The organism is Aquabacterium sp. OR-4, from assembly GCF_025290835.2.
Taxonomy (GTDB): Bacteria; Pseudomonadota; Gammaproteobacteria; order Burkholderiales; family Burkholderiaceae_C; genus Pseudaquabacterium.
This window is the reverse complement of record NZ_JAOCQD020000002.1, coordinates 1,040,619-1,058,296: the sequence shown is the minus strand read 5'-3', so window position 1 is coordinate 1,058,296 and position 17,678 is coordinate 1,040,619. Positions and strand designations below refer to the sequence as shown.

The following is a 17,678-nucleotide window of genomic DNA, read 5'->3' as shown; positions in this document are numbered from 1 at the left end:
CCGACAAGCCAGATAGGGCGGCCATCCGCAGCCCGCAGGAGACCGGCATGACCACACCGTCGTCTGACGTCGTCGACTTCCGCAGTGCCAACCCCCACGCGCTGGAGACCATCCTCGCGGCCAGCGAGACCCGCACGATCATCGCCGCGCGCGACATCGTCGATCTCAAGGGCGTCAAGCTGTGGGCCCGTGACCAACCCGTCTCGCGCGCCCTGCAGGAGCGCCTGCTCGACCGCGGCCTGAAAGAGCCGCTGGAAACCAGCCTGCGCGCCAAGGACGGCCTCAACCACGAGCGCCTGGCGCGTGAGCTGGCCGCGCGCATGAACGGCCCGCTGGCCGCGCTGCTGCAGCCGGCCGCCGCGGCACTGATGGCGGCGCTGCCCTCGGTGCCGCTGCACCCGGTGGCCCAGCTGTTGCTGACCGCCGCGCAGGACGCCCGGCCGGTGGCCTTTGCCCATGCGGTGGACGCCATGGCCGTGGCCGGCGCCATGGCGCTGGCCCGGCGGGCGCCGGCCGTGGTGGTGACCGGCGCCATGACCGCCGGCCTGCTGCACGACATCGGCGAGATCTACATGTCGCCCGACTTCGGCGAGGCCGACATCGGCGCCACCCTCGACGCCGACCAGTACCGCCAGCTGGTGGTGCACCCGCACATCGGCCAGCTGCTGCTGAGCCAGCTCACCGACACCCGGCCCGACGTGGTGCGCGCGGTGGCCGAGCACCACGAGCGGCTGGACGGCTCGGGCTTTCCGCGCTGCCTGCAGGGCACGGCGCTGTCGCCGCTGGGCTGCCTGGTGGCCGCGGCCGAGGCGGCGCTGCTGGCGCTGCGCGAGCCCGGCGCCTCGCTGCAGCATGCCAGCGTGGCGCTGCGCGTGGTGCCCGGCGAGTTTGACGAGCACATGGTGGGCCCGCTGGTGGCCGCGGCCCGCCGCGCCGCGGCCGGCCAGCCGCTGCCCGCGCCCACCCGGCTGCGCGACGACCTGACCCGCCTGGACCTGGCGCTGCAGTCGGCGCTGAACCACCTGGACGCCCTGGCGCCCGACGCCGAGGCGCTGGGCGATGGCGACACGGGCCAGCACGCCATCGTGCGCGCCACCGTGCTGGCGCGCCACCTGCTGCTGCGCCTGCGCGCGGGCTGGAACGAAAGCGGCCTGTGGAGCCCGGCCGCGCTGGACGGCGAGGCGGCCGCCGAGGCCGGCGCGGTGCAGGACGCGCTGCGCTGGCGCCTGCGGGCCATCGAGCGTGCCGCACGCCTGGCCGCCGGCCCGGTGCAGGGCGAGGCGGCCGACACGCTGGACGAGGTGTGCGCCGGCCTGGCCGGCGAGCTGGGCTGACGACGCGGCCAGCGGCGGCGGGGCGTCAGGCGCCAGCCGTCAGCTGCCAGACGTCAGCCGTCAGCCCCCGCCCTCGCTGCCGCAGCGGGCGCACAGGCCGTGGTACTCGAGCGTGGAGCCGGCCACCTCGAAACCCTGGGGCAGGGCGGCGCGGCGCGGTGGGTGCACCTCTTCGATGCAGTAGCGCTTGCCGCAATGGTCGCAGTGGAAGTGCGCGTGCTGCGCATGGTTGCCGGCGCCGGTGGGTGCATAGCGGCCGACACGGTCGGTGCCAACCTGGCGCAGCAGCAGACCCGCGGCCACGAAACTGTCGAGCGCGCGGTACAGCGTGACCCGGTCGGCGCTGTTGCCCAGGGCGGCCTCGATCTCGGCATGGCTCATCGGCTGCGGGCTGGCGCTGAGCAGTTGCAGCAGCTGGCGGCGCAGCGCGGTGCTGCGCAGGCCGGCGGCGCGCAGGCGCTCGCTCACGGCGTCGTCGGGGCTGTCGGTGCCTGGCGCTGCGGGCCCAGGCTCTGCAAGGGCAGCCGGGGCCTGGCGTGGGCTGGGTCGCGGGTTTCTGGCGGTGGGGCTCAAGGTGCGGCGGCGGCAAGCGGTGGCGGTCAGCGCCGATCTTAGTGCCGCAGCGATCGGCCGCGCGCTCGCTCGGGCTTCGCACCCAGGCGCCCGGCCGGCGCGGCGGCCCGCGCACCCGCTCAGCGCGGGTTGTTTGGCGCCAGGAAGTGCAGGTACCAGCGGCCCTCGCTGTCTTGCACCACCAGGCGTGCGGCCAGCCAGCGCCCGCGCCAGCCGCTGCGCTCGGGCACGGCCAGGTGCAGCGCGGCCGGGCGGCCGTCGGCACCGGCCGCGGGCAGGCGGCGGTGCACGCGCTCGTCGCCATCGTCGCCGTCGGCCTGCTCGGCCGTGGCACTGCCGGCCGGCGCCGCAGCGCCGGGCCAGGGCGCGCGCCACCAGGTGAGCGCGGCCTCCACCGGCAGCAGGCCCGCCTCGGCAGGCGCCAGCGCCGGCCACTGCAGCGCCAGGGCCTGGGCGTGGCGGTCGTCGAGCACGGCGTTCAGGGCCGGCAGGGCCGCCAGGGTGTCGCTGGCCGGCGTGGGTTGCCAGCGTGCGAACCAGCGCCCCGGGTCGGCCTGCAGCTGGGCCTGTGGCCGCGGCAGCAGCGGCAGCGTGACCGCCTGCTCGCCCAGGGTCTGGCCCTGGGCGTCGAGCCACCGCAGTTGCCATGACCGGCCGGGTGCCAGCGTGGCCCAGTCGGCCTGGCATTGGCGCTGGGCGGCCGTGTCGGCGGCCCAGTCGCACCAGCCGAGCGGCAGTGCCTGCCAGTCGTCGCGGGCGCGTCCGTCGGCATCGGCCAGGGCCCAGTGCGGCCACAGCGGCCGGCCGGCCCACAGGGGCGGTGGCACCAGCAGCACGCCGTCGGCGGGCAGCCCCGCCCCGAACAGGCGTGCCGAGCGGGCGCGTGCATCGACCCGCCGCGCGTCGATCTGCAGGGCCAGGTGCTGGCTCACGCCCTGGCTGGGCTGGCCCAGCAGCTGGCTGTGCTGGCCTTGGGCCTGCAGGCGCAGGGCGGGGTCGGCGCTCAGCGACCAGTGCAGCGCCAGGCTGCCGAACAGGCCGTCACCGGGCCGGCCGGCATCGAGCACGCCGCCCAGCGCCGGCTGCAGCAGATGGCAGCGCTGGGCCAGGTCGGTCTCGGGCAGCCAGTCGAAGCCGGTCGGGCAGCGGAAGCCGGGCAGCGAACGCACGGCGGCCTCGGCCAGCGGCTGCGGGCCCAGCACCGACAGTGCGCGCCACTGCACACGCGCCATGGCGCCATCGCCCAGCGGCTGCCAGCGGCCGTTGTGCCGCTGCCACCACATGGTCTCGCTGTAGGCGGCCTGCGGCGCCGACGGACTGACCTGCCATTGCAGCAGCGCACGGTCGGCCGCCGGCTGGGCCAGCAGGCGTGGCGCGCTCCAGCGGGCGCCGGCCATGCGCCAGCCACCTTCATCGGCCGGGTCCTGGCGCAGCAGCACGCGATCGACAAAGCCGCTGGCGTCCAGGCCGCCGTCGCGAAAACCGGCGGGCAGCTCGGCCAGCAGCTGCTGGCGGTCGGGCCGGGCCGGCGCCAGCCAGGCGGTCCACTGCCGCAGCTGGGCCTCGAGTTCGGCCAGGGTGTCGGCGGCCCGACGCGCCGCCGTGCCGGCCATGGCCGGCAGCGGGGCGGCCAGTGCCAGTTGCTGGGCCTGCTCGAGCACCAGGTCCGGGGCGTCGCTGGGCTGTCCGGCATGGCGCAGGCGGTAGCCCTGCGCGCCATGGGGCTGCACATCGAGCAGCTCGAGCACCAGGTCGAGGCCGCTGCGGTCGGTGCTGAAGGCGGTGACGCGCAGATCCACGGCCGCCGCCACGCCGGCGGCGTCGAGCAGCGGGCGCAGCACGGCCTCGGCCAGGGCTTCGGCGCGGCGCAGGCTGTCGGCATCCACGCGCAGCAGATCCAGCGTGCCGGCCTGCAGCAGCTCGGCCGGACGACCGCCCAGCACCTGCGCGGCCACCAGCTCGCTGATGGCGGTCACGGTGACATGCCGGGTGCCCACCTCGGCACCGCGGCACAGCGCATGCCAGGTCACTGCGCGGCCGCCGGCCTGGCCGCGCACCTGCAGCAGCCAGGCGGTGCCGGGCGAACCCACGCCGAGCGCGAAGCGGCCCTGCGCATCGGTGCGGCCTTCAACACGGCGGCCATCGGCGGCCACGGCCAGCACCGCGGCGTCGGCCAGCGGCTGCCCGCTGGCGGCCTGGCCGCTGAGCACGCCAGGCCGGCAATCGCCGCAGGGCGCGCCGTCGAGCTGCTGGGCGTCGGGCGCGGCCAGGCTGTCGGGCGCGCTGTCGCTGCCGCCGCCGCAGCCGGCCACCACGGCGGCGAGCAGTGCCGGCAGCAGGGCGGGCCGCAGGGCGGGCCGCAGTGTGGGCATCACTGCAGCGAGCCGTGCGGGCAGCCGCGCAGCCAGCCGCAGGGCCGGCACCGGCCGGCGCCTCACAGCCGCCACTCCAGGCCCAGCTCGAGGCTGCGGCCGGGTTCGGGCGCCATCAGCCGCAGAAACGAGGTGCTGCTGCGGATGCTCTGGTTGCCCAGGTTGCGCGCCACGGCAAAGGCCGTCCACGGCGCAGGCCGGCCGGGCTGGGCGGCGCCGGCGCCGACGCCGTCAGCGGCCGGGGCCGTCCAGTGCAGGCTGGCATCCAGCCTCAGGTAGCCCGGCGTGGGCTGCTCGTTGCGGCCCGGGCGGTCTTGCGCCAGCCCTCGGGTCAGGCGCCACTGGGCTGTCCAGGCGCCGTGTGCGGCGTCCAGCACCAGGGCCCAGCGCCTGGGCGGCAGGCGCGGCACGTCGCTGCCGTCGTCCAGGCGGCCGCGCACGGCATCGCCCTGCACGGCCAGGCGCAGGCGCAGGTTGTCATCGGGCCTGAACTGGCGTGCCAGCTCCAGTTCGTGGCCAAAGAAGCGGGCCGGCGACTGCTCGCGCTTGGTGGCCGGCAGGCAGCGGTCGAGCCGGGTGCAGACGATCTGCGCCTGCTGCTCCTCGGCTTCGTAGAACCAGCCCAGCGTGCGCTGGTAGATGTAGTGCGCGCTGCGGTAGACATAGGCATTGGCGCGCCACTGCCAGGCGCCGTGCTGGTGCTGCCAGGCCAGATCCCAGGCCTGCAGTGTTTCGTTGACCAGGCCCGGGTTGCCCAGGTCGAAGCTGCGGGTGGCGATGTGCGGGCCGCCGGCGTACAGCTCCTGCACGTCGGGTGCGCGGCCCACGCGCCAGTGCGTGAGCGTGAAGCTGCCCTGCGCCCAGGGGGCGGGCATCGGGGCGATGGGATCGGCGGTGGCGGCGCTGGCCGGGGCGTGCCAGGCGTAGTCGCGCTGCAGGGCCAGCGAGCCGCTGCGTGGCCAGAAGCGCCGCGCCGGCATGGCGCGCGGCTGGCCCAGCACGCTGAAGCTGGCATCGGGCTGCCAGCGCTGGTGGTCGGTGCGCCAGCCGGCCTCCAGGTGCCAGGGTGCGGCCTGCCAGCGCTGCAGCGCAAACAGGCCCACCATGCGGCCGCGGCTGCGGGGCACGAAGGCCTCCTCGCCCAGCGCCGCAAACTCGCGCTGCTGCCATTGCAGCCCCAGCGTGCCGGGCCATTGGCGCCACCAGCGGTGCTGCCATTCGAGGCGGAGCTCATCGACATCGTTGCGGAAGGTGGTGGACAGGCGCGGGCCCTCGCGCTCGTCATGGCCATAGCGGCTGGCGCTGGCGCGCAGCTGCAGCTGGCCGGCGCCGGCATGGGCCACGGCCGGTGGCAGCTGCGTGAGGTCGAGGTCGGCGCGCAGCTCCAGGCGTTGCTGGCGGGCATCGATGCGCACCTCGCCGCCGCTGGCCACCTCGCCCGGTGCCGGGGTGTGGGCGTGGCTGTGCCCGCCGGGCGGAATGCCGTACACCTGCCTCAGCCGCGACAGCGCCAGCCCGGCCTGGCCGGCCTCGCCCAGCCAGGCCAGGCCCAGCGCGCCGCCTTCGCTGGCCGACTGGCTGTTGTCGATGTGGCCCCAGCTGTTGCGCTGGGTGCGCAGCTGGTATTGGCGCAGCACGGCCGCTTCGTCCACCGCCGCGCCGCGGATCGGCACCAGGCCCTGGCGCCGGCCATGCAGATCGGCATGCCAGGCCAGCGGCAGCCCGGCCGGCGCGGGCCCGTCGGCGCTGAGCACCAGCAATTGCTGGTCGCCCCAGGCCAGGCGGGCCTGGCCCCGGCTGCGCAGCTGCTCGTGGCGCTGGGTGGGAACGCGGCCGTCGTCGACCTCCACCGCACCACCGATGGCGCCGCCACCAAAGCGGATGGTGGCCGGCCCGCGCCAGATGGTCACGCGCTCGGCCAGCGCCGATTCGAGCATCGCGCCGTGGTCGGCGCTGACGGTCGACGCGTCGTTGCTGCCCAGGCCGTTGACCAGGGTGCGCAGCCGCGAGCCTCCTTGCCCGCGCACCATCGGCAGGCCCACGCCGGGGCCGAAGCTGGCATTGGCCACGCCCAGCTCGTCGGCCAGCGTGGCGCCCAGCGTGGCCGACACCGCGCGCTGCAGCGCGGTGCCGCGCAGCTGGCCTTGCGGCGCCAGCTCGTCGGGCGCGCGCCGGCCCTCGATGGTGACCTGCTGCGCGGCCGCAGGCGCTGCGGCGGCCGAGGCGGCGGCCGCTGGGGGCAGCGCCTGGGCGGCCGCCGCAGCGGCCATCTGGGCAACGACCTGGGCGGCGGCCGGAGCGGCCATCAGCGCGGCCATCAGCGCGGTCGGAAAGGCCATGACACAGCGCGCAAAGGGCGCGGCACAAAGAAGGTCGATTGCCATTCGAACAAGGGGGTAAGACGACACAGTGTTGCATGAAATACGCAATACTGTTGCGTCTGCAGGAGCCCCGATCAGGGGATGTCTATGTTCATTGGTGGAGGTTTCATGAAGTTCGCTCACTGGATTCCGGCGCTCGCGCTGGCGCTGGCCGCCGCGCTGCCGGCGCAGGCGCAGCATCTGCACGAGGGTGATATCGAGGTGGCCGTCACGGCTGGCCGCCTGGTGGTGCTGGGCGGGCATGGGGTGCACGCCGACGGCGCTCGGATCTTCGAGGGCGACCTCGGCGATCTGGCCGGTGGCCCCTACAGCACCGACGACCCGGGCTTCGACAGCGAGGACGCTTCGTTTGCCGCCGGCACCCTCGTCAACTACCGCGCCATCGGCAGCCTGCTGGCCTGGAACGGCAGCGCCTGGACGGCCGCGCCGGCCGCGCTGAGCCTGCGCCTGACCGGCAATCTGGGCGAAGAGACGCTGTGGCAGGCCGCGGGTGTGAGCGGCGACGTGACCGGGCTGATCGGCCAGGCCGGCAGCACCGGCAAGATCCACGAGCACCTGGACTTCACCCTCACCGGCAGCGGCCGCGTGGCCGTGGCGGCCTACCTGGTGCAGCTGCAGCTCGAGGCCGGCAGCCTGCAGGACTCCACGCCCTTCTACATGGCCTTCAACCGGGGCATGGACGAAGCGGGCTTCGAGGCCGCGGTGCACAGCCTGAGCGCCGTGCCCGAGCCCCAGGCCGCGCTGATGCTGGCGCTCGGCCTGGCCGGCCTGGGCCTGCTGCGCCTTCGCCGCGGCGCGCGCTGAGCCTGCCCTCGCGCCCGGCACAAACTTGATGGCCGCTGTGCTGTGGCGCGGGCTGCGGGCCTGCCGGGGCGCGCTGCCGGGCTGGTGTCTGGGCTGGTGCCTGGGCTGGTGTCTGGGCCTGGCCACCACGGCAGCGCAGGCGGTGCACTTCGATGTCGAGCTGCGCACCAGCGCCGGCCCGGTGGCCGGCAGCCGCATCCTCACCGCCTTCTATGGCGACCCCGGTCTGAACGGCGTGCTGCCGATCGATGCGGCCACCGGCTACCGGATCTTTCCGGGCTGGTTCGGCGATCTCGAAGGCGGGCCCCTGCAGACCGACGATCCCGGCTTCCAGGCCTTTGCGGGCACCTTCGCCCGCAACGAGGTCATCCACTTCCAGGCCCATGGCACGCTGCTGTACTGGAACCCGGCCAGCGGCCGCTGGGGCCCGGCGCCGGCGGGCGTGCAGCTGGCGCTGTTTGGCGGCGTGCCGGCCGAGGTGCTGCTGGGCTACGAGGACAACCCCGCCGTCTGGCGCACGCAGTACGAGCATTGGGCCGGTGGCACGCGCTTTGGCCGCGACGGCGTCAGCGGCCCGCTGGCGGCCTTCATCGACGCCGCCTCGCGCACCGGCGCCTTCCACGCCCATCTTGACTGGAAGATCAGCGCCGGCGCTGCGGCCGAGCCGCCGGCCGGGGCCTATCTGGTGACCTTGTCGCTGTGGTCCAGCGCCACGGTGGACGGCCAGCCCAAATACCTGCCGTCCGAGCCGTTGATGGTGGCCTTCGAGCGCGGCATCAGCGAGGCGCAGATGCAGCAGGCCATCCTGGCGCGGGTCAATCCGCCGCCACCGCCCTGCGCTGCCGCCACGCTGCGCTGGAGCGTGGCCGATGCCACCTGCAGCGCCAGCGTGGCTGAAACCGAACCGGGCCAGCAGCTTCAGCTCACCGACCGCGACGCGCCGGCCGTGGGCACGGCCGGCTTCAGCTGCCAGGCCGGCCAATGGTCGGCGCCGCAGCAGGCCAGCTGTGCGCTGCCGCCGCCGCCGCGCTGCGCGGCCCAGACCATCGCCTGGAGCGTGGCCGGCCTGGCCTGCGAGGCGCCCGCGCCGGCCAGCGACGACGGCGTGCAGCTGACCCTGGGCAACACCCGCGCACCCTACCTGGGCGAGGCCACGCTGCGCTGCGAGGCCGGCCAGTGGAGCCCAGCCACGGCCACCCGCTGCGCGCTGCCACCGCCCCCCGACTGCGCCGCCGCCACACTGGGCTGGAGCGTGGGCAACGCCCGCTGCGAGGCCACGGCGCCAGGCGCGCCTTCGTCGCGTGAGCTGCTGCTCAGCGACAGCGGTGCGCCCACGCTGGGCCAGGCGCTGGCGCGCTGCGAGGCCGGCAGCTGGCAGCTGGTGGCTGGCCAGCTCAGCTGCAGCGAGCCCCAGCCCTGCGCCGCGCAGGCCCTGAGCTGGCGTGTGGGCACGCTGCAATGCACGGCCACGGTGGCGGCCCAGGCCTCGGGCAGCACGCTGCAGGTGGTGGATGCCAGCGGCCCGGCCACCGGCAGCGCCAGCTTCAGCTGCAGCAACGGCCGCTTCGAGGGCCCGTCGCAGGCCAGCTGCAGCCTGGCGCCTGCGGCCGACTGTGCGGCACAAAGCCTCAGCTGGAGCGAAGGCGCGGCGCAGTGCAGTGCCGGTGCGCCGGCGGCTGCGGCAGGCACGGCCCTGCTGCTGGAAGATCGGCTGGCCCCGGCCACCGGTGCCGCCAGCCTGCAATGCCTGGATGGCCAGTGGCACAGCACGCAGGCACCGCGCTGCACCCACGCGCCCGAGCCTTGCGTGGCGGCGCGCCTGACCTGGCAGGTGGGCGGCCAGCGCTGCACCGGCGATGCGCCGGGCACGGCCGCGGGCAGCGGCGCGCTGCTGGCCGCGCTGGCACCGATGCTGGGCAGCGCGCGCTTCGAGTGCCACGACGGGCAATGGAGCGTGCCGCAGTCGGCACAGTGCGAGGCCCCGCCGCCCGCCGCCTGCAGCGCCCAGGCCCAGGCCTGGCAGGTGGGCGAGCAGCGCTGCGAGGGCCTGCTGCCCGGCGCGGCATCGGGCCGCAGCGCCACCGCCACGGCCCATGGCAATGCCCAGGGCACGGCCGGCGTGGGGGTGGCCAGCTGGCACTGCGACAACGGGGCCTGGAGCGGCCCCGGCGCCGCCACCTGCACACTGCCGCCGCCGCCGCGCCCCTGTCTGGCCCAGACCCTGGGTTGGCAGGCGGGTGCCGAGCGTTGCGAGGCCGCCGTGGCCACCACGGCCTCGGAGCAATCGGTGGTGCTCACCGACCTGGGCCGGCCGACGCTGGGCTCGGCACTGTTCTCCTGCCGCGACGGTGCCTGGTCGGCGCCTGGCGCGGCCAGCTGCGTGGCGCAGGCGCCGGCGGCCTGCGCGGCGCAGTCGGTGGCCTGGCAGCTGGGCGGCGCCTACTGCGCGGCCAGCCTGGCGGCCAGCGCCTCGGGCACGCGCCTGGCCGTGAGCAGCCAGCTCGACAGCGGGCTGGGCCAGGCGGCGTTCAGCTGCGTGGACGGCCAGTGGCAGGGCCCACAGGACGCGGCCTGCTCGCAGCCGCCGATGCGCCCCTGCGTCGCGCAGGACCTGGACTGGCGCGTGGGCACCGAGCAGTGCCAGGGCCGCCCGGCCAGCACCGCCCACGGCGCCCAGGCGCTGGCCGTGGACGAGGCCAGGCCCACGCTGGGCAGCGCCTTGTTCAACTGCAGCAACGGCGCCTGGAGCGCGCCGCACAGCGCACGCTGCGAGCGCCATGTGCCGGCGGCCTGCGCGGCGCGCCTGCTGCGCTGGGCCGGCCGCGGCGCCCACAGCGCCGTGCAGTGCGAGGCCAATGCCCCGGCCAGCGCGGCCGGCGTCAGCGTCAGCCTGGTCGATGCGGACCGGCCGGCGCTGGGCGAGGCCCAGTGGCGCTGCGACGACGGCCAATGGCTGCTGGCCGACACCGGCCCGGCGCGTTGCGAGCCGGTGCCGCCACGCGCCTGCAGCGCGCAGCGCCTGAGCTGGCGGGTGGGCGAGGTGGGCTGTGAGGCCGAGGTCTTGGCGGCCGAATCGGGCCAGCAACGCATGCTGGACGACGGCAGCAGCCCCAGCCTGGGCCGCGCCACCGCCCTCTGCGAGGACGGCCAGTGGCGCCTGGGCACCCCGCTCAGCTGCAGCGCAGCCGCGCAGGCGACGCTGCGGCGTCGCCCGCCATCGCCGTGGCAGGCGCCACCGCGGCCGCCCTGGGCCGCCTGGTAGCGCCCGGGTGATGCCTCAGTGTGCCGCGCGGCGACGCCAGGCCAGGCCGGCCAGCCCCAAGGCCAGCAGCAGGGCGGCCTGCGGTTCCGGCACGGCCGGCACCTGCACATCCAGATAAAAGCGTCCGCCATCCAGCACCGCGCCATTGCCACCCAGCTGCAGCAGCTGGAACTGGGCGGTGTAGACGCCGGCCGCGGCGCCCATCAGCACCTGGGCCACCGGCAGCGCGTCCAGGCTGTCCAGGCTGCCCAGCGCCACGGTGTCGCTGGCGGCAAAGGCATGGCCCGCCGTGCCGTCCAGGGTGAACTGCAGGCCGGGCGTCGCGCTCAACAGCCGCAGGCCGACCTGCACATCCGCCGGCGCGGCGTTCCAGCGCTGGGCGCTGCTGTTGCGCAACACCTCGGCCTCGGCCCCCAGCCCGGCCAGGGACTGGATGCCGGCCATGCCCAGCAGCGCGTACTCGTGGGTCGGGTCGCTGGCCGGCACGCCCAGGCTGGTCCAGTAGCCGCTGTAGGCGCCGCTGCCGGCCTGCAGCGTGATGGCGCTGGTCTGCGGCGACACGCGGGTGTAGGTCTCGGGCAGGCGGTTGTTGCTGTTGGTGTCCTGCACCAGCGGCGCGCTGCTGCTGCCGCCGAGGCTGTAGGCCCCGATGCCATGAAAGTGGTTGCCATGGTCGAACAACAGGGTCAGCCGGCCGGCATTGGGGTTGGCCAGGCCGGCGAAGCTGCCACTGGCCACGGTGGCCAGGCTGTCCACAGCGATGTAGTAGCCAATGCCATCGGCCGCCCGCACGGCAGCCTGCGCCGGTGCACTGCAGGCCCAGGCCGCGCAGGCCAGTGCGGTCAGCCGCCACAGCGGGCCGAGGGCCGGCAGCCGGGCCTGGATAACAAACGGGAACGCCATGCGAACACTCCTTCAAGAAACAAGCGGAGTGGCATGTTAAACGCAACGTAGTTGCGTTACAGCATTGGTTTGAGGGAGTCGATGACGGGTGCCCTCAGCCCTTGGCCAGCGCCTGGCCGGCCTGGTGGATGGCCGCCCGGATGCGCGGGTAGGTGCCGCAGCGGCACAGGTTGCCGTTCATCGCTGCGTCGATCTGCGCGTCGCTGGGCTGCGGCGTGCGGGCCAGCAGTGCGGCGGCGGCCAGCAGCTGGCCGCTCTGGCACCAGCCGCACTGCACCACGTCGAGTGCGGCCCAGGCGGCGCGCAGCGCGTCGATCTCACGGCCCTTCAGGCCTTCGATGGTGGCCACGGTCTGCTCGCCCACGGCCGACAGCGGCAGGCTGCAGCTGCGCACCGGCTGGCCCACCGCCGCGCCCTGGGCATCGCCCAGCAGCACGGTGCAGGCGCCGCACTGCGCGATGCCGCAGCCGAACTTGGTGCCGGTGAGCTTGAGCTCGCCGCGCAGCACCCACAGCAGCGGGGTCTCGGATTCGGCCTGCACGCTGACCGGCTGGCCGTTCAGATGGAGCGAGGTGGTCATGTTGGGGCTTTCCGGGCTGCAGGGCCGCCGGGCTGCCCCAAGGGTCTGAATGGCCCCTCGGGGGGCACAGGCGAAGCGACGTGGCGGCGCATGGGCATCAGGCCAGCTTCAGCGGCAGGCTGCGCAGGCGCTGGCCGGTCAGTGCGAACAGGGCATTGGCCACCGCCGGCGCCAGCGGCGGCAGGCCGGGCTCGCCCACGCCTTCGGGCGGCTCGGTGCTGGCGATGATCTCGGTGTGGATCTGCGGGCAGTCGGCGCCGCGCAGCAGCGGCTGCTGGTCAAAGTTGGCCTGCTGCACCTGGCCCTTGAGCAGCGTGATCTCGCCGTACAGCGCCGCGCCCAGGCCGTTGACGATGGCGCTTTCCATCTGCTGGCGCACGATGCCCGGGTGCACCACGGTGCCGCAGTCGATCACCGCCGTCACGCGGTGCACGCGGATGCGTTGGGCATCGCCCGGGTCGAGCGAGACCTCGGCCACCTGGGCCACGATGGCGCCAAAGCTCTGGTGCAGGGCCAGGCCGCGGGCGGTCTTGGCGCCGTCGGCAGCGGCGGCCGGCGGTGCACCCCAGTGGCCCAGCTCGGCGGCACGGCGCAGCACCGCGGCATGGCGCGGGTGCCGCTGCAGCAGGGCCAGGCGATAGGCCAGCGGGTCCTGGCCCGCGGCGTGGGCGCATTCGTCAAGAAAGCTTTCCTTGAAGAAGGCCTGGTGCGAATGCCCCACCGAGCGCCAGAAACCCACCGGCACCGGCAGCGCCACGATGTGGTGGCTGATGCGCGCGGCCGGCCACTCATAGGCCTGGTCGAAGGCGCCTTCGCAGGTGGTCTTGTCGGGGCCGGCGCCGGCCAGGCCGAACACCCGCTGCAGGTACTGGTGCACGATCGACGGCCCGGCCGACGCGGCCTGCCAGGCCGTCACGCGGCCCTGGGCATCGAGCCCGGCGCGGTAGCGCGCCACGCAGGGCGGGCGGTAGAAATCATGGGTGCTGTCCTGCGCTCGGCTCCAGAAGGTCTGCACCGGCACGCCCGGCAGCGCGCGGGCAATGGCCGCGGCCTGGGCCACGAAGTCGACATCCAGCCGCCGGCCGAAACCGCCGCCCAGCAGCGTGACCTGCACCGCCACCTGCTCGCTCTCGAGCCCCAGCGCCTGGGCCGCCACATAACGCGCCAGGCCCGGCACCTGGGTGGGCGCCCAGACGGTGGCCTGGATGGCCTGGTCGGCCGGGGCCGAGCCAGGCGCCGCGGGCTGGAACAGCACGGTGCAGTTCTGCGGCTCCAGCGTGGCATGGGCCAGCAGCGGCGCGTGGTACTCGGCCTGCAGGGTCTTGCTGGCGCTCTGCAAGGCCTGCTCGGCATCGCCGACCGTGTGGTACGCAAAGCCGGCATCGGCCGTGAGCGCCTCGCCCAGCTGGCGGCGGATGCCGGCGCTGTCCAGCGTGGCGGCCGGGCCGTCGGTCCATTGCGGCTGGACGGCTGCCGCGGCCTGCATGGCATGCCAGGGCGTGTCGGCCACCGCGGCATAACCGGCGGTGGCACCGCGCAGCGCCGGCACCGCCACCACCGTCTTCACGCCGGGCAGGGCCAGGGCCGCGCGGGCGTCGAAGCCGCCCAGGCCACCCCCGAGCTGCGGGTTCATCACCAGGCTCGCATACAGCAGGCCCGCCGGCGTGACATCGAGCCCGAAGCGCGCCGTGCCGTCGTGCTTGGCGGCGGCGTCGCGCCGCGGCGGCGTGCGGCCGATCAGCGTGAACTGGCTGGGCGTCTTCAGCACCGGCGCCTTGGGCAGCGGCAGCGCCGCGGCACGTTCGGCCAGCTCGCCAAAGCGCAGCTGGCGCTTCGAGCGCGCATGCAGCACCAGGCCGCGCTGCACCAGCACCTCGTCGGCCGGCACGCCCCACTGCGCGGCGGCGGCGGCCACCAGCATGGCACGGGCGGCGGCGCCGGCCTGGCGCATCGGCAGCCACAGATCCTTGATGCTCGACGAGCCGCCGGTGACCATCAGCCCGACCTCGCGCATGGTCTTGGCGGTCAGCCAGCCGGCCAGGCGCTTGAGGCTGCCCTGGTCGTCGGGGTGGAAGGGCAGGCCGTCGACCACGGTGGCCAGGTTGTTGTAGATCGCGTCCACCGGGGCCATCTCGGTGCGCACCTGGGCCCAGTCGGCGTCCAGCTCGTCGGCCAGCACCATGGCCAGCGCGGTGCTCACGCCCTGGCCCATCTCGCTGCGCGCCAGCACGATGCTCACCGCGTCGTCGCGGCCGATCTTGACCCAGCCGTTGAAGGCCTGCTCGCCCGCGGCGGCGGGCAGCGGCTGGCTGCCGGTGAGGCGCTGGCGCGGCGGCAGCGCGCCCCAGCCCACCACCAGCGCGCCGCTGGCCGCCAGCGTGCCCAGCAGGATGCGGCGGCGGCTCACCATGGCAGGCGGGCCTCGGCGGGGTGTGGGGTGGTGTGGCGCATGGTTGGCAAGCTTACGTGCCGGCGGGTGGCCGGCGCCAAGGTGGAGAGCCCCATCCAGATCGGGATCAACCCGGGGCGCGCATCAGCGTGTGACTCAGCCCGGAGCACGCATCAGCGTGCTCTTGCCGAACAGGCTCTCGATCAGGTCGACCGCCAGCTCGGCGGTCTGGTTGCGCAGGTCGAGGGCCGGGTTCAGCTCCATCACGTCCAGGCTGGCCAGGCGGCCGGTGTCGGCGATCATCTCCATGCACAGCTGGGCCTCGCGGTAGCTGGGGCCGCCGCGCACCGTGGTGCCCACGCCCGGGGCGATGCCGGGGTCGAGAAAGTCGACGTCAAAGCTCACATGCAGGTGGGTATTGGCGTCCAGTGTGGCCAGGGCCAGCGCCATGGCGTGGCGCATGCCGTGTTCGTCGATGAAGCGCATGTCGAACACCTCCAGACCCACCTGGTGCACGAAGCGCTTTTCACCGGCATCGACCGAGCGGATGCCGATCTGCCGCACCCACTTCGGCTGGATGGCCGGCACCATGCCGCCGATCTCGATCAGCTGCTGCGGGCCGTGGCCGCACAGGCAGGCCACCGGCATGCCGTGGATGTTGCCGCTGGGCGTCAGCGCGTCGGTGTTGAAGTCGGCATGGGCGTCCAGCCACAGCACGCGCAGCTTCTTGCCGGCCTCGCGGCAGTGGCGCGCCACGGCGCTGATCGAACCGATGCCCAGGCAGTGGTCGCCACCCAGCAGGATGGGCAGCCGCCCCAGCGACAGCTCGGCCAGCACGGCGTCGTGCACCGCCCGGTTCCAGGCCGTCACCTCGGCCAGGTGGCGGTAGCCGTCCACCGGCGGTTGCCAGGGGTTGTAGGGGCCGCTGAGGTTGCCGCGGTCGACCACCTCGAGGCCATGGCTTTCGAGCGTGGGCTGCAGCTGCGCCACGCGCAAGGCCTCGGGGCCCATGCTGGCGCCACGGCTGCCGGCGCCGATGTCGGTGGGGGCGCCGATCAGGCTGATCGGCAGGTTGGGGGTGTTCATGGGCGCGATGGTAGTGGCGTGGCCTGGGCTGCCTATCATCGCCGCAGGCCCCGGCGCGAATCCGGGCCGCAGCACAGCAAGGGAGGGTGATCACATGCCGCAGGCCGGTCACGACACACCGGCGGCCGCCGCGGCGGGCCCGCCGGCCTGGGTGCTGGGCGCGCTGGCCGTGGCCGCCGATCTGGCCTGGCGCGCGCTGGCGCTGGCGCCCTGGGCGTTTTTTCTGCTGCTGGGCGCCCTGTGGTGGCAGCAGCCCTGGGCCGCCTGGCTGGCCGTGGCGGTGCTGCTGCTGCTGGGCTGGGCGCTGATGCCGCTGCAGCCGCTGGCCGGCGAGCCGATCACGCGTGCACAGGCGCCGGGGCTGTTTGCCCGGCTTGACGAGATCCAGCGCCAGCTCGACTGCCGCCCGGTGGCGCAGGTGCTGCTGGGCAGCGAGTTCAATGCCGGCGTGGTGGACGGCGGGGCGCGGCGCTGGCCGCGCCGTGTGCGCCACAGCCTGGTGATCGGCGTGCCGCTGCTGGCGGTGCTGAACGAGGCCCAGGCCCGTGCCGTGCTGGCCCATGAGCTGGGGCACCTGTCGCGCCGCCACGGCAGCCTGGGCCAGTGGGTCTACCGGGCCCGGCTGGGCTGGCTGGCGTTGCAGCAGGCGCCGCCGGGCGATGGTTCGGCCTTCGATCGACTGGTGAGCTGGTTTGCACGCCGCTTCGCGCCATGGTTCTCGCGCCTGGCCTTCGCCCATTCGCGGCGCTGCGAATACGAGGCCGATGCTGACGCCGCACGCCTGGTGTCTCCGGCCGACGTGGTGGCCGCGCTGGCCCTGCTGCGCGTGGCCGAGGGCCGCATGCAGGCCTGGCGGCACCACGTCTACCCGGGCCTGCTGAGCCAGCGCGCCGACGCCATGGTGCTGGGCTGGCACGAACACCTGCCGGCACTGCTGGCCCGGGCCCCCGACGCCGGTGAGCGCGCCGCCGCCTGGGGCCGGCCCCCCGGTGCGAACGACACCCACCCCAGCCTGCCGCAGCGGGCCGCCGCGCTGGGCCTGGCCGGGCCCGAGACCCTGGCGCTGCCGGCCCTGGCGCCGGGCCACTGTGCCGGCGCGGCCTGGCTGGCCGACTGGCCGGGTGCGCTGGCGGGCTGTGCCCAGCGGGCCATGGCCGCGATGCACTGGTGCACGCTGGCGCGCCACCTGTGGCTGGCCCGGCTGCGCGCCTGGCTCGATGGCCAGGCGCGGCCGGCGGGGCTGCCTGCCAGCCTGGCCCATGCCGAGGCCCTGCAGCAGCTGGGTCAGCCCGGGCCGGCCCTGGCCATGCTGGAGGCGCTGGCGGCATTGGGCGGCGCCGACCCGCAGCGCGACCATGCGCTGGCCCTGGCCTGGCTGGCGCAGCCCGGGGCGCCGGCCGCGCGCGTGGCCGCGGCGCTGGCGCTGCTGGAGGCGGCGGTGCAGGCCGAGCCGGCCCTGGCCTGGTCGGCACGCGCCGCGGCACTGGCCGAGGCCCAGGCGCAGGCCGACGGCCCGGCCATGCAGCACCTGGCCGCCCGGCTCAGCCGCGCCGGCGAGCGCCGCGCCCAGGCCTTGCAGCAGGCGCATGCCTGCATCGAATCGGCCGGCCTGGCGCCGCCGCGCCTGCCCGCGCATGCCTTGTCGGCGCTTGACGATCTGTGCGCCCAGCTGCCCGGCGTGCTGCAGGCCTGGAGCGGCCATGCACCAGTGGCCAGCCGCGATGGCCGGCGATTTGACGCGCATGTGCTGGTGCTGCAGGTCGACCCCGCGGCCTTGCAGGCCGCCGGTCTGCTCGACGACGACCTGAGCGACGCTGCATTGACCCTGCTGCAGGCAGCGCGCCCGATGGCCGGCGATCTGGTGCTGGCCCGCATCAGCTTCAGCACCGAGCGGGCCTTGCCCGAGGTGCTGGCGCGCAGCGCGGCACGGCACTGGCCGGGTGGTGCGCGGGCCGAGATCCAGGTGGCTGAACCGGGCGGCTGAACCGGCCCTG

General features: G+C 75.0%; 11 protein-coding genes. 4 read left to right on the top strand and 7 right to left on the bottom strand.

Going from position 1 to position 17,678, the window contains the following annotated elements; genetic code table 11:
* Positions 1-47: 47 nt before the first annotated feature.
* Positions 48-1,334, top strand: coding sequence for an HD-GYP domain-containing protein (locus N4G63_RS16950; RefSeq protein ID WP_260786614.1), 1,287 nt, complete (start codon positions 48-50; stop codon positions 1,332-1,334).
* A 60-nt stretch (positions 1,335-1,394) separates the two neighbouring features.
* Here N4G63_RS16950 and N4G63_RS16945 read toward each other — a convergent pair whose 3' ends face one another.
* From N4G63_RS16945 to N4G63_RS16935, 3 genes are all read right to left on the bottom strand, one after another.
* Entirely contained in the window at positions 1,395-1,802 is a 408-nt protein-coding gene (locus N4G63_RS16945) for a Fur family transcriptional regulator (protein WP_260786613.1), read from the bottom strand.
* Positions 1,803-2,026: 224 nt separating this feature from the next.
* Complete coding sequence (locus N4G63_RS16940) at positions 2,027-4,279, bottom strand: hypothetical protein (RefSeq protein ID WP_314599958.1); 2,253 nt, start codon at positions 4,277-4,279, stop codon at positions 2,027-2,029.
* 62 nt (positions 4,280-4,341) lie between these two features.
* Entirely contained in the window at positions 4,342-6,618 is a 2,277-nt protein-coding gene (locus tag N4G63_RS16935) for a TonB-dependent receptor (RefSeq protein ID WP_260786611.1), read from the bottom strand.
* A gap of 150 nt (positions 6,619-6,768) precedes the next feature.
* Here N4G63_RS16935 and N4G63_RS16930 point away from each other — a divergent pair, with 150 nt between their 5' ends.
* Both N4G63_RS16930 and N4G63_RS16925 read left to right on the top strand, forming a co-directional pair.
* Positions 6,769-7,464: a hypothetical protein gene (locus N4G63_RS16930; RefSeq protein WP_260786610.1), complete on the top strand. Its 696-nt coding sequence runs from the start codon at positions 6,769-6,771 to the stop codon at positions 7,462-7,464.
* Between the two features lie 28 nt (positions 7,465-7,492).
* On the top strand, positions 7,493-10,726 hold the full coding sequence (locus N4G63_RS16925; RefSeq protein ID WP_314599957.1) for a hypothetical protein: 3,234 nt from the start codon (positions 7,493-7,495) through the stop codon (positions 10,724-10,726).
* 15 nt (positions 10,727-10,741) lie between these two features.
* Here the strand turns inward: N4G63_RS16925 and N4G63_RS16920 are convergent, their stop codons facing one another.
* From N4G63_RS16920 to rocF, 4 genes are all read right to left on the bottom strand, one after another.
* Positions 10,742-11,629, bottom strand: a complete 888-nt coding sequence (locus N4G63_RS16920; protein ID WP_260786607.1) for an all3515 family Zur-repressed PEP-CTERM protein — start codon at positions 11,627-11,629, stop codon at positions 10,742-10,744.
* A gap of 94 nt (positions 11,630-11,723) precedes the next feature.
* Entirely contained in the window at positions 11,724-12,209 is a 486-nt protein-coding gene (locus N4G63_RS16915) for a (2Fe-2S)-binding protein (RefSeq protein WP_260786606.1), read from the bottom strand.
* Positions 12,210-12,306: 97 nt separating this feature from the next.
* A complete protein-coding gene (locus N4G63_RS16910) occupies positions 12,307-14,619 on the bottom strand; it encodes a xanthine dehydrogenase family protein molybdopterin-binding subunit (protein ID WP_260786605.1) in 2,313 nt (770 codons plus the stop codon).
* 135 nt (positions 14,620-14,754) lie between these two features.
* Entirely contained in the window at positions 14,755-15,684 is a 930-nt protein-coding gene (gene rocF, locus N4G63_RS16905; RefSeq protein ID WP_260786604.1) for an arginase, read from the bottom strand.
* Positions 15,685-15,778: 94 nt separating this feature from the next.
* Here rocF and N4G63_RS16900 point away from each other — a divergent pair, with 94 nt between their 5' ends.
* Complete coding sequence (locus N4G63_RS16900) at positions 15,779-17,668, top strand: M48 family metalloprotease (protein WP_260786603.1); 1,890 nt, start codon at positions 15,779-15,781, stop codon at positions 17,666-17,668.
* The last annotated feature ends 10 nt before the right edge of the window (positions 17,669-17,678 follow it).